This is a genomic window from Aminobacter sp. NyZ550 (genome assembly GCF_025628925.2).
GTDB lineage: Bacteria > Pseudomonadota > Alphaproteobacteria > Rhizobiales > Rhizobiaceae > Aminobacter > Aminobacter ciceronei.
Genome location: NZ_CP114190.1, coordinates 2,530,628 through 2,543,105, shown reverse-complemented (window position 1 = coordinate 2,543,105; position 12,478 = coordinate 2,530,628). Strand labels below are relative to the sequence as shown.

The 12,478-nt window shown below is 65.3% G+C and carries 8 protein-coding genes; 7 read left to right on the top strand and 1 reads right to left on the bottom strand.

Annotation, left to right across the window (positions count from 1 at the left end):
* The first annotated feature begins 105 nt into the window (after nucleotides 1-105).
* Nucleotides 106-1,401: an NAD(P)/FAD-dependent oxidoreductase gene (locus N7E70_RS12550; RefSeq protein WP_263006551.1), complete on the top strand. Its 1,296-nt coding sequence runs from the start codon at nucleotides 106-108 to the stop codon at nucleotides 1,399-1,401.
* Between the two features lie 150 nt (nucleotides 1,402-1,551).
* On the opposite strand, the gene N7E70_RS12545 is transcribed toward N7E70_RS12550, so the two are convergent.
* Complete coding sequence (locus N7E70_RS12545; RefSeq protein ID WP_263006550.1) at nucleotides 1,552-2,724, bottom strand: M20 aminoacylase family protein; 1,173 nt, start codon at nucleotides 2,722-2,724, stop codon at nucleotides 1,552-1,554.
* Between the two features lie 154 nt (nucleotides 2,725-2,878).
* Here N7E70_RS12545 and N7E70_RS12540 point away from each other — a divergent pair, with 154 nt between their 5' ends.
* The 6 genes from N7E70_RS12540 (at nucleotide 2,879) to N7E70_RS12515 (ending at nucleotide 12,478) form a co-directional block, all read left to right on the top strand.
* Nucleotides 2,879-4,033: a M20 aminoacylase family protein gene (locus N7E70_RS12540; RefSeq protein WP_263006549.1), complete on the top strand. Its 1,155-nt coding sequence runs from the start codon at nucleotides 2,879-2,881 to the stop codon at nucleotides 4,031-4,033.
* 224 nt (nucleotides 4,034-4,257) lie between these two features.
* Nucleotides 4,258-4,995 carry an IclR family transcriptional regulator gene (locus N7E70_RS12535; RefSeq protein ID WP_067960057.1) on the top strand — a complete coding sequence of 246 codons (738 nt, stop codon included), beginning with the start codon at nucleotides 4,258-4,260 and terminating at the stop codon, nucleotides 4,993-4,995.
* 17 nt (nucleotides 4,996-5,012) lie between these two features.
* Nucleotides 5,013-8,864 carry a hydantoinase B/oxoprolinase family protein gene (locus N7E70_RS12530; protein WP_263006548.1) on the top strand — a complete coding sequence of 1,284 codons (3,852 nt, stop codon included), beginning with the start codon at nucleotides 5,013-5,015 and terminating at the stop codon, nucleotides 8,862-8,864.
* An 84-nt stretch (nucleotides 8,865-8,948) separates the two neighbouring features.
* The gene (locus N7E70_RS12525) at nucleotides 8,949-10,520 is read left to right on the top strand and encodes an ABC transporter substrate-binding protein (protein WP_263006547.1); all 1,572 of its coding nucleotides are present in this window, start codon (nucleotides 8,949-8,951) and stop codon (nucleotides 10,518-10,520) included.
* A 57-nt stretch (nucleotides 10,521-10,577) separates the two neighbouring features.
* The gene (locus N7E70_RS12520; protein WP_263006546.1) at nucleotides 10,578-11,585 is read left to right on the top strand and encodes an ABC transporter permease; all 1,008 of its coding nucleotides are present in this window, start codon (nucleotides 10,578-10,580) and stop codon (nucleotides 11,583-11,585) included.
* Nucleotides 11,582-12,478 (top strand): ABC transporter permease, encoded by an 897-nt coding sequence (locus N7E70_RS12515; RefSeq protein WP_263006545.1) that lies wholly within the window; start codon nucleotides 11,582-11,584, stop codon nucleotides 12,476-12,478. The genes N7E70_RS12520 and N7E70_RS12515 overlap by 4 nt, the downstream gene beginning before the upstream one ends.

Here is a 12,478-nt window from a genome sequence, read left to right as displayed (position 1 = left end):
GACTTCAGGCGCCGTCCGCAGAAGCGGGCGGCGTGAATGGCCCCGGCTTGATGTCATGCCCGGGCCAATCCCTCCCCGCCAACCTGCAGCCACGGACGTCTGCCGATGCTCAGCACCCCTCACAAGCCGCATTCCCATGGACCGCGCTCGCATGGGCTTTGGGACGCGACGGCGCCGGCGGCACCGGCAACGACAGCGCTCGACGGGCATGTTTCGGCCGAGGTCGTCATCGTCGGCGGTGGCTATACCGGCATGTCCTGCGCGCTGCATCTTGCGGAGGCCGGCCGCCGGGTGGTGCTGCTGGAAGCCAGGGAAATCGGCTTCGGCGGCGCCGGGCGCAATGTCGGCCTGATCAATGCCGGCCTGTGGCTCGCGCCTGACGACGTCTCTTCGGCTCTCGGCCCCGACCATGGCGAACGGCTGCTCAAGCTGCTCGGCGACGCGCCGGCACAGGTCATGGCGCTGATCGACAGGCACGGCATAGACTGCGAGCTGGAGCGCAACGGCACGCTGCATTGCGCCGTCGGCGCTTCAGGCCTCGCCGAGATCAGGGAGCGCGAGGCGCAGTGGCAAAAGCGTGGTGCGCCGGTCAGGGCGCTCGATGCTGCGGAAACTGCCGCACGGCTCGGCACGTCGGCTTATCTCGGCGCGCTGCATGACGCGCGCGCCGGAACGCTGCAGCCGCTGGCCTATGCGCGCGGCCTCGCGAACGCTGTCGTCAAGGCGGGTGTGATGCTGCATACATCCAGCCCAGTCACGACTGCCCAGCGGAAGGACAAGCGCTGGCACCTGACCACACCAAGTGGCAGCGTCGACGCCGACTGGGTGGTCGTTGCCACCGATGCCTACAGCACCGGCCCGTGGCAGATGGTGCGCACCGAGCAGGTCCACCTGCCCTATTTCAACCTGGCCACTCAGCCGCTCTCGCCGGAGCTGCTGCGCAAGATCCTGCCCGGGCGCGAAGGCGTGTGGGACACCAAGACCATACTCTCCTCCTTCCGGATGGACCGCGCCGGGCGGCTGGTGTTCGGCAGCGTCGGCGCGCTGCGTTACTCCGGCACGACCATCCACAAGGCCTGGGCTCGCCGCGCCTTGTCCCGGCTCTATCCCGAGCTTGGCGACATCAGTTTCGAGCATGAGTGGTACGGACAGATCGGCATGACCGGCGATGCGATACCGAGGCTGCACACATTCGGCCCCAACGCCATCGGTTTTTCCGGCTACAACGGCCGCGGCATCGCCCCCGGCACTGTATTCGGCCGCGAGCTCGCTTTGCTGATCACGGGCGAGAAGACCTACGCCGACCTGCCGCTGCCGGTCTCCGAGGTTACATCAGCGCCGTTCCGCCGGAGCCGCGAGGCCTGGTACGAAGCCGGGGCCCAGGTCGCCCATCTGGTCTGACAACAGTCGTGCAGCGCTGACAAAGCGCATGCCAACCGCATGCACAGCTCGCAGCGACAGGTTGACCCCAGCCTTTATCCTGAGACCGGGTTGACGATGCCATCGGCGACTGTTGCTCCAAAAGGGCGATCTGCGGCGGCCCTCGATCGTCTAGCCGCGGTTCGCCAGCCGCTCGCCGACCAGCGTCGTCCAGTAGCTGATACCATGGACGATGGCGCCGTCGTTGAAGTCGTAGGCGGGGTTGTGAAGGCCGGCGGAGTCGCCGTTGCCCAGCCAGATCATGGCGCCGGGGCGCTTTTCGAGCATATAGGAGAAGTCCTCCGCGCCCATGGTGCACTGGCAGTTGCCATTGACCTTGTCCGCACCGACTACGTCGGAGGCGACTGAAATCGCTGCCTTGGTCATTTCAGGGTCGTTGACGGTTACCGGATAGCCAGGGCGCCAGTCGATCTCGGCCTGGGCTTCGAAGAGGCGCGCGGTGTTGGCGACGATATCCCGGAAACGCTGCTCGACGGCCTTGCGTGTCTCAGGGTTGATCGTGCGGATCGTGCCGCCGACGACGGCCTGCTCGGGAATGACGTTGAGTGCAGCCTCGCTGCCACCCGCGAGATAGGTCACCGAAACGACGACCGGGTCGAAAGGATCGACGTTGCGCGAGGCGATCGACTGCAGCGCCGTCACCAGATGCGCCGCGATCAGGACCGGATCGCGCGATTCATGCGGGGACGCGGCATGCGAGCCCTTGCCGTTCAGCTTGACCACGAAGCGGTCGGCAGCGGCCAGCATCGGACCGGGCTTGATCGCAAACGAGCCGACTGGCAGGCCCGGCTCGTTGTGCATGCCGAAGACCTCCTCGATGCCGAAACGTTCGAGCAGGCCTTCCTCGAGCATGACGCGACCGCCGGCGCCGCCCTCTTCCGCTGGCTGAAAGATCAGCACGGCAGTGCCGGCAAAATCCCTGGTCGAGGCCAAGTGACTTGCTGCACCGAGCAGCATCGCCGTGTGGCCGTCATGACCGCAGGCATGCATCTTGCCCGGGTTCTTCGACGCATGGACCAGATTGGTCTGCTCGGCGATCGGCAGCGCATCCATGTCGGCGCGCAGGCCGATGGTGCGGCCGGCGCCCAGCTTTCCCTTCACCACCGCCACGACGCCGGTCTTGGCGATACCGGTGACGACCTCGTCGCAGCCGAAGGACTTCAACTTGTCGGCGACGAAGGCCGATGTCTCGGGCAGATCGAACAGGAGCTCGGGATTCTGGTGCAGGTGGCGGCGCCACTGCCCGGCTTCTTCCGCAATCGTCTCGATCGTCTGTACCGACATTCTTTTTCCTCTCAGGCGGCTGAATCTGAAGCGTCGGCGACCGGCGGTCATCGACCTCGCCTTCGTTCACGTCTTTGACGCCCTAGGACGAAACGCTTGCCTTCACAAGACGCCAGTGCCACTGACGGGCAAAAGCCACGAAAGACGGTTCGCCATGCCCGTGATTGAACAGATCGCCCAGTTCGCCCCAGATCTCACCGCGATACGCCAGGATTTCCACCAGCATCCCGAGCTCGGCTTCGAGGAGCATCGCACCTCGAAGCGTGTGGCGGATCTGCTCACCAGCTGGGGCGTCACTGTCGAGCGCGGCATCGGCGGCACCGGCCTCGTCGGCATCATCGAGGGCAACAGGCCGGGGCGCAGCATCGGCTTGCGCGCCGACATGGACGCCCTGCCGATGGACGAGTTGACCAACTTGCCCTACGCCTCGAAGAACCCGGGCGTGTTCCACGGCTGCGGCCATGACGGGCACACCACCATGCTGCTGGGTGCGGCGCGCTATCTCGCCGGAAACCGCGACTTCGCCGGCCGCGCCGTGCTGATCTTCCAGCCGGCGGAGGAAGGCCTCGGCGGCGCGCGCGCCATGCTGCGCGACGGCCTGTTCGACCGCTTCCCCTGCGACGAGCTCTACGGAATGCACAATTCGCCCTATCAGGGCCATTCCCAGCTGACGATCCGGCCGGGTAAGGCGCAGGCCGGCGCCAGCTTCTTCGACATTACGATCCACGGCCGCGGCAGCCACGGCGCCATGCCCCAGGCCAGCCGTGATCCGATCACCATCGGCTCCGGCCTGATCAAGGAGATGCAGGAGATCGTCTCGCGAAACACCGACCCGACGCATCCGGCCGTCGTTTCGGTGACGCAGTTCCACGCCGGCTCCGCCTACAACGTCATTCCGGAAACCGCAGTGCTGCGCGGCACCTTCCGCTATTTCCACGACGCTGACGGCGAACTGATCGAAAACCGCATCCGCAAGCTGTGCGCCGGCTTCGCACTCGCCCACGAAATCGACATTGTCGCCGACATCCGCAATATCTTCGACGTGCTGTCGAACGATCCGGAGCGGGTCGACAACCTCATCGAGGTGGCCCAGGAGATCGTCGGCGACAAGGCGCAGCCGAGCGCCGAACTGACGATGGGATCGGAGGACATGGCCGATCTCCTGCGCGTCGTTCCGGGTGCCTTCTTCAATCTGGGGCATGGCGGAACCGTTCCGCTGCACAATTCCGGATTTATTTTTGACGACACGATCCTGCCTGTCGGCGCCAGCCTGTTGGCCCGGCTGGTCGAGGTGCGCGGCGCCGCCTGAGCGCGGCCGCGCCAACAAAATCAATTTCTTGATCTGAGGACTTCGCTCGATCCCGACATCGCTGCCGGGATGGGCGGAGCTTTGCCTGTGCGATCCGCGATGCCACCGGGCCGGCGGCATCGGAAAGTCGGCTCATTTTTTAGCTTGACCGAATGCAAGGACGAGAGCATTAGTTGCATAAAGTGGAACTTGAGTTCCATTTAATGGAACGACTCGGAGGAGCAATGTCGGTCCTGAACAATGCCGCAGACGTGCTGAGGTGCTTCGGAAACGACTGTCCCGACCTGACGGTTTCGGACGTCGTGCGGCTGCTCGGCATGCCGAAAGCCAATGCGTCGCGCCTGCTGAAGGCGATGCGGGAGGCGAACATGCTGGAGACGATCGGCGACAGTCACCGGCATCGCCCGGGCCGGCTGATGCTCGATCTCGCCGCCGCCTACCGCCGTTCCTCGCTTTTGATCGGCCGCGCCAGCGAAGTCGTCGCCGAAGCCAGCAACACCTTTGGCCATACCGGATACATCTCGGTGCGCGACGGCAAGGAAGTGACTGCCGTCGCCGACTTCCAGGGCACCAACGCGCTCCGCGTCGTCAGTAACATCGGCCGCCGCCTGCCTGCCCATCTCAGTGCGACCGGTCGGTCGCTGCTGGCGCGGCTTGGCGAGGAGGCAGTGCATGCGCTCTATGCCGGGCACAGCGCTTTGCATGAACTGAGCGAGCAGCTTTCGAAAGTGCGGCACCAGGGCTTCGCCTATTCGAGCCAGGAAGCCACGCCCGGCGTCGACGCCATCGCGATATCGGTCGCCGATCCGCGCACCGACGAAGCCGTCAGCCTCTGCATCGTCTACCCCCACGCACTCGTCGACACCAAAGGCCGTGACGAGATGATTGCCGCCCTCGCCAAGGGGGCCGCCCGCATAGCCGAGGACCTGGGCGACAGCGCCTTCGTCGCCCCCCGGATCTGAAGAAAAGGACATCAGTAATGAGTGATCTGCCCAACCGCTGGCGCGTGGGGTTCGACATTGGTGGAACCTTCACCGACTTCGTGCTCTATGACAGCCAGAACCATTCAGTCACGCTGCACAAGCGCCTGACCACGCCACACGATCCGTCCCAGGCGGCTCTGCTCGGCCTGCAGGAACTGCTGGATCTCAAGAGCATCAAGCATAGCGACGTCGGCGAGATCGTCCATGGCACGACGCTGGTCACCAACGCCGTCATCGAACGCAAGGGCGCGCCGGTCGGTCTCATCACGACGCGCGGCTTCCGCGACCTGCTCGAAATGGGCACCGAGCAGCGCTATGACATCTATGACCTGTTCGTCTCCTTCCCCGATCCAATGGTCAGCCGCGACCTGCGCCTCGAGGTCGACGAGCGCATGAATGCCTCGGGCGAGGTGGAGACCGCGCTCGACGAAGCCCAGGTCCTGCAGGCGGCCAAGGCGCTCGTCGCGCAGGGTTGCGAGGCGGTCGCCATCGCCTTCATGCACTCTTATGCCAATTCGGTGCATGAGCGCCGCGCCGCCGACATCATCCGCGCCGCCTTCCCCGAGCTGTCGGTCTCGATCTCGAGCGAAGTCGTCGCCGAAATGGGCGAGTACCAGCGCATTGTCACCACCTGCGCCAACGCCTTCGTGCAGCCCTTGATGCACCGCTATCTGACCAAGCTCGAGAAATCGCTGCGCGGTGCTGGCTTTGCCGGCGCGCTCAGGCTGATGCATTCGGCCGGCGGCCTGATGTCTCTGGAAACCGCACGCGACTTCCCGATCCGGCTGCTCGAAAGCGGCCCGGCCGGTGGCGGTCTCGCTACCGCCCTGTTCGGCAAGGCTGCCGGCCTGTCCGACGTCATTTCCTTCGACATGGGCGGCACCACCGCCAAGGCCTGCATGATCGAAGACGGCCGCGCCGAAATTTCGCCGATGATGGAAGCCGCGCGCGTCCACCGCTTCGTCAAGGGTTCCGGCCTGCCGATCAAGGCCCCCGTCATCGAGATGATCGAGATCGGCGCCGGCGGCGGTTCGATCGCCGCCATCGACGACGTCGGCCTGCTGAAGGTCGGCCCGCATTCCGCCAGCTCCGATCCGGGCCCGGCCTGCTACGGCATGGGCGGCAAGCAGCCGACGGTCACCGACGCCAACCTCACGCTCGGCTATTACGACCCCAACTTCTTCCTCGGCGGTCGCATGAAGCTCGACCTCGAGGCCGCACGTGCAGCGATTGCGCGGGTGGCTGAACCGTTGAACCTGACGATCGAAGAAGCCGCGCTTGGCATCCACAAGGTGGTGGTCGAAAGCATGGCCTCGGCTGCCCGCGTACACCTTGTCGAACGCGGCAAGGACCCGCGCGAATACTCCATGGTCGGCTTCGGCGGCGCCGGTCCGGCCCATGCGGTCGACGTGGCACGTGCCATGGGCATCAGCTCCGTGCTGATCCCACCGGCATCAGGTGCGGCATCTGCCCTCGGCTTCCTTGCAGCCCCACTGTCCTTCGAGGGTGTGCGGTCGCTGCGTGTCGAGCTGAAGACTGGCTTTGACACGGACGCCGTCAATGGCGTGCTGACCGCCCTCGAAGACGAGGGACGGCACCAGCTGACCCGCTCCGGCATCGCGGCAGGCGACATTGTTGTCGAGCGCAGCGCCGACATGCGCCTCGTCGGCCAGATGCACGACATCAGCGTGGCGCTGCCCACGACGACTCTTGGCGAAGCCGATCTGCCGGCCATTCGCGAAGCCTTCGTCCGCGCCTACTCGGCCCGCTACGCCGAGCCTTTCGAGGGCGCGCGTTTCGAATCCGTCAACTTCCGCGTCCGCGTCGCCGGCCCGACGCCGCAATTGTCGCTCACCGGCGCCACCGGCGGCGGCGATACTGCAGCTCGGATCAAGGGCCATCGCGTCTGCTGGTTCGACGAAGGCAAGTTCGAGACGGCCGTCTACGATCGCTACGCGCTGCGCAGCGGCGACACCATTGCGGGTCCGGCAATCATCGAAGAGCGTGAATCCACAACCGTTGTCGGCCCATCCGACAGCGTCACGATCGACGCCGGCCAGAACCTCTGCGTCCAGGTCGGCGCGCTCAAGGCCGCCGATGCGTTCGTCACAGACGACATGACCCGCGCCGAGGCTGTCGCCCGCATCAAGGGCGATCCGATCGGCCTCGAGATCATGTGGTCGCGTCTCGTCAACGTCGTTGAGGAGATGTGGCTTACCGTCTGCCGCACCGCCTTCTCGCTCGTCATCGCCGAGGCGCAGGATTTTGCCTGCGAGCTGCTCGACAAGGACGGCGAGACGCTGGCCCACAGCCCGCGCGCCATGCCGGTGTTCAACCTCACGCTGCCGCGCGCGGTCAAGGCCCTGCTGGAGCGCTATCCGGCCGAGACGCTGAAGCCCGGCGACGTGCTGATCACCAACGATCCGTGGCTCTGCGCCGGTCACCTGTTCGACATCGCCATCGTCACGCCGGCCTTCCGCAATGGCAAGCTCGTCGGCCTGATGGGCACAGTCGGCCACGTCTCCGACATCGGCGGCACCAAGGACTCGCTGCATGCCCGCGAGATCTATGAAGAAGGCCTGCAGATCCCCCCGATGAAGATCTTCGAGGAGGGACGGCCCAACGAGACCCTGATCCAGCTCATCCGCCAGAACGTCCGCAACGGCGAACAGGTGCTGGGCGACATCTTCTCCTTCGTCGCAGCCAACAAGCTCGGCGCGGAACGTCTCGATGCCTTCATGCATGACTATGGCATGCATGACCTCGGTGCCCTCGCCGAAGTGGTGCAGGGCCTGTCGGAAAAGGCGATGCGCGACGCAATCCGCGCACTGCCCGATGGCGAGTACCGATCGGTCATCACCAACAATCCGCTCGGCGAGACCATCACTTACCCCGTCCTGGTCAAGGTCGAAGGCGACAGCATCACTGTCGATTTCGACGGCGCCCCGCCGCAGTTGCCACAGGGTGGTCTCAACTCGACGCTGAACTATACCGCAGCCCATGCGACCTACCCGCTGAAGTGCATGCTGACGCCTGCGGTGCGCGGCAATGCCGGTTGCTATCGCCCGTTCACGGTGACGGCACCAGAAGGTTCGATCCTGAATCCGACATATCCGGCGGCCGTGAACCTGCGCACCCGCACCGGCTGGTATCTCGCGCCGAACATCTTCGCGGCCCTGTCGTCGGCCTCACCCGAAATGGTCCAATCCTTCACCGGGCTTGCGGTTGCGGCGAACGTCTACGGCCAGACCAAGGACGGGCAGTTCTATTCGGACATGCTCTTCTGCGGCGGCGGCCAGGGCGGCTCCGAGCGCGGCGACGGCCACTCCTCGCTGTTGTGGCCGACCTCGGCTGCCAACACCTCCATCGAGTTGATGGAAAGCCGCGTTCCAGTGCTGGTGCTGGAGAAGGCATTCCGCGCCGACAGCGGCGGTGCCGGCAAGATGCGCGGCGGCCTCGGCCAGGTCGTTCGCTTCCGCAAGCGCGAAGAGGACGGACTGGAGATGCTCGTCTCCGTCTACCCAGAAGGTGTCGACAACCCGATCGACGGCCTGTTCGGCGGCCAGGCCGGCGGTGGTGCCCGCGGCCGGGTGCTCTCCACCGACGGCCGCGTGCTGCGCGATTGCGGCACCGGCGAGTTGGTGTCGCTGCATCGGACCGACCAGGTGGTCGAGCTCGTGCTCGCCGGCGGCTCCGGCTACGGCAACTCCGCCGAGCGTTCCCCGGCAGCGATCTCCCGCGACCTCGCGCTTGGCTTCGTCACGCCCGACCACGTCGCGCTCAACTACCGCCACGAACCGGGAACGTCCGGCACCGTGGCACCGCAGGAAAATGTGGCCTGGGCCTGACTGCCCCATCGAGATCCGGCGGCGCCCGGCCAACTGGCGCCGCCCATTTGCAATGACGACCAGACATTCGACAGGAGCAATGCAATGACCTCTGACCAGTTCAACATCTCGCGGCGCGGCCTTCTGGCCCTCGCCGGCGTCGGCCTCGCCACCACGGTGTTCCCGCGTCAGCTCTTCGCCCAGTCGAGCGGCGTCCTGATCATCGCCGCCGGCCAGGACATCCCCAATTTCGACCCGCACACCGCGACCGGCTATTCCGCCTCGTTCTTCATGCGCAACGTCTATGACCCGCTGGTGCGCATCTCGGGCAACCCGCCGGTGCCCGCCCCCGGCATCGCCGAGAGCTGGACGGTCAGCCCCGACGGCACGGAATTCACCTTCGTCCTGAACAAGGCCGCCAAGTTCCACTCCGGCAATGCCGTTACGGCAGACGACGTCGTCTACTCCTTCGCCCGTGCGCTGAAGCTCGCCAAGGGCAACTCCTGGATGATTCGTGATATCGTCACCGCCGAGGGCGTGACGGCCGTCGACGCCGGCACGGTCAAGTTCAAGCTCACCGCCCCCTTCGCGCCGTTCCTGCAGGTTCTGCCCTGGATCTTCATCGTCGAGAAGGCGGTGGTCGAAGCCAATCTCGGCAGTGATTCAGGCGAAACCTATCTTATGACCAATACTGCCGGCTCCGGCCCATTCTCGGTTGCCCGCTTCGAGGTCGGCACACTCTATCAACTTGCCCGCGCGCCTGAGGCCTGGCAGGCCAGCGGCGGCAACCTCGAAGGCGTGATCTGGCAGATCGTCCGCGAAACCGCCACCCAGCGCCTGATGATCCAGCGCGGCGAAGCCCACATCGCCACCGACCTCACCAGCGAGGATATGGACGCGCTGAAGGACGCCTCGGGCGTCGTCAGCGTCATCGAGCCGGAATACCGCACCTTCTCGATCAAGATGAACACCCAGCACGGCCCCTGCGCCGACATCAACCTGCGCAAGGCGATCTCCTACGCCACCAACTACCAGGCGATCCTCGACGCCGCGGGTTATGCCGACCTGATGAAAGGCCCGCTGCCGATGGGCATCCTCGGCTTCGACGCCAACCTTGCCGCCTATGGCACCGACATGCCCAAGGCCAAGGAGTTCATGGCCAAGTCGGCCAAGCCGGAAGGCGGCTTCAAGCTCAAGATGTACCACGTCTCGGGTCTCGAGCAGCAGCGCCGCTGGGCGCTGATCATGCTCGACAGCCTCAAGCAGCTGAACATCGACCTCGAGATCGTGCCTATGAACTGGCCCGACATGGTCACCGCCTGCAAGTCGCCGGAAACCTTCCCCGACCTGTTCCCGGTCTACCAGACGGCAAACTACGGCGACCCCGACAACATCGCCTATGCGGCCTACCACTCGTCGCGCAACGGCGCATGGCAGAACGCGGTGTACAAGAACGCCGAAGTCGACGCTCTCATCGAGGCCGGCCGCAAGGAAATCGACCAGGCAAAGCGCGTTGCGATCTATGGCGAATTCCAGAAGAAGGTCGTCGAGGACGCCCCCGACGTCTTCGGCGTGCTGGAGCGCCGCAAGCTCGCCATGCGCGACACCGTGAAGGACTATCACTTCACCCCGGTCGCCTCCAATGCCATCGAGGCCTGGGGCCTGTCGCTCGGCTAAGTCGAACATTTGGCGGGCCTTCGGGCCCGCCAAAGCTCCAACCAAAGGACATCGGCAATGCTGCATTTCATCCTGCGGCGGCTTCTGCTGCTCATACCGGTCATCGTCGGACTGACGATCATCATGTTCGCCATCGCTCGCCTCCTCCCGGGCGATCCGGTGGCACTCGCCGCAGGTCCGAACGCAACGCAGGCCGAAATCGCAGCGCTTGCCGTGGAGTATGGCCTGGATAAGCCGGTCTGGGTGCAGTACGGCACCTATGTCTCCGGCCTGATGCATGGCGACCTCGGCACCTCGCTGCTGACGCGCCGACCCGTCGCTGCCGATATCAAGGCCTACCTGCCCGCGACCCTCGAACTCGTTTTCGCAGCGATGTTCATCGCCGTCGCAGTCGGCATTCCGCTCGGCCTCATCACCGCCGTCTGGCGCAATCGCTGGCCCGACTACCTGGCCCAGGTCGGCGCCATCGGCGCGATCTCGATGCCGCGCTTCTTCCTTGGCCTGCTTTTGCAGCTCTGCTTTGCGATGTGGCTGATGTGGCTGCCGCTCGGCGGCCGCCTGCCGATCGTCGTCATCCCGCCACGCTTCGTCACCGGCTTCCTGACAATCGATTCCCTGATCGCCGGAAACTGGAACGCCTTCTTAATGTCGCTGCGCCACCTGGCGCTGCCGGCGATCGCGATGTCGCTGTCTCCGCTTGCCACCATCATGCGCATGATGCGCGCCTCGACCATCGAGGTGATGCAGCAGGATTACGTGATGACGGCACGCGCGCTTGGCCTGCCGCAGCGCAAGATCATTACCAAATACGTCGCCCGCAACGCCGTCTCGGCGACGCTGACCGTCATCGGTCTCTATTTCGGCTGGCTGCTCGGCGGCACGGTGCTGGTCGAGACGGTGTTCGACTGGCCCGGCCTCGGCCTCTACGCCACCAAGGCCATCGTCTCGCAGGACATGATGCCGGTGATCGGCGTCGCCCTGGTCATCGGCCTGCTGTTCGTCTTCGCCAATCTCGTCATCGACCTGCTCTACGGCGTCATCAACCCCAAGGTCCGCTACTCATGAGCATCACCGAACACAACATTGCGGACGATTTCGCCACGCCGCGCCGCGACAGGCTGCGCCGCGCCTTCTTCCGCTTTTCACAGAGCAAGCTGTCGATGCTCGGCGCCGTCATGGTCGTGGCGGTGATCTTCTTCACCGTCTTTGGCACCGTGCTCGCCCCCTATCCCGAACATGTCGCCGGCGGCGTCGACACCGCTTCGCGCTTCATGCCGCCATCGGCAGCCCATCCCTTCGGCACCAATGAACTCGGCCAGGACGTGCTGTCGCTGGTCATGGCCGGCACCACCGTGTCGGTGCTCGCCGGCTTTGGCGTCGTGCTCATCGGCTCGGTGATCGGCACGCTGGTCGGTGCGGTCGCCGGCTTTGCCCGCGGCTGGATCGACGAGGTGCTGATGCGGCTGACCGACCTCACCTTGACCATTCCCGGCCTGATCCTTGCCATGGCGATTGCTGCGGCCCTCGGCTCGGGTTTCGGCAATATGGTCATCGCCATTGCCCTGTCATGGTGGCCCGGCTATGCGCGGCTGGTGCGTGGCGAGGTGCTGGCAGCGCGCGAGGAGGTCTATGTCACCGCCGCCAGGGCGCTTGGCGCCACCCCCAAGCGCATCCTGTTCCGCCACATCCTGCCCAACGTCGTTTCGCCGATCATCGTCAAGATGTCGCTCGACATGGGTTTCGCCATCCTGACCGTCGCCGGCCTCGGCTTCATCGGCATCGGCGTCCGTCCGCCGACGCCGGAATGGGGCACCCTGCTGTCGGTTTCGCGTTCCTACATGCCCGACTACTGGTGGACGGCGATGGCGCCCGGCATGGCGATGTTCCTCGCCGTGTTCGGCTTCAACCTGCTTGGCGACGGCCTGCGCGACATTCTCGATCCGAAGGCGAGGCGTTGA

Coding starts and splice junctions, on each gene's coding strand:
- N7E70_RS12550 (WP_263006551.1), top strand. CDS start 106: ATGCTCAGCACCCCTCACAAGCCGCATTCCCATGGACCGCGCTCGCAT.
- N7E70_RS12545 (WP_263006550.1), bottom strand. CDS start 2,724: ATGTCGGTACAGACGATCGAGACGATTGCGGAAGAAGCCGGGCAGTGG.
- N7E70_RS12540 (WP_263006549.1), top strand. CDS start 2,879: ATGCCCGTGATTGAACAGATCGCCCAGTTCGCCCCAGATCTCACCGCG.
- N7E70_RS12535 (WP_067960057.1), top strand. CDS start 4,258: ATGTCGGTCCTGAACAATGCCGCAGACGTGCTGAGGTGCTTCGGAAAC.
- N7E70_RS12530 (WP_263006548.1), top strand. CDS start 5,013: ATGAGTGATCTGCCCAACCGCTGGCGCGTGGGGTTCGACATTGGTGGA.
- N7E70_RS12525 (WP_263006547.1), top strand. CDS start 8,949: ATGACCTCTGACCAGTTCAACATCTCGCGGCGCGGCCTTCTGGCCCTC.
- N7E70_RS12520 (WP_263006546.1), top strand. CDS start 10,578: ATGCTGCATTTCATCCTGCGGCGGCTTCTGCTGCTCATACCGGTCATC.
- N7E70_RS12515 (WP_263006545.1), top strand. CDS start 11,582: ATGAGCATCACCGAACACAACATTGCGGACGATTTCGCCACGCCGCGC.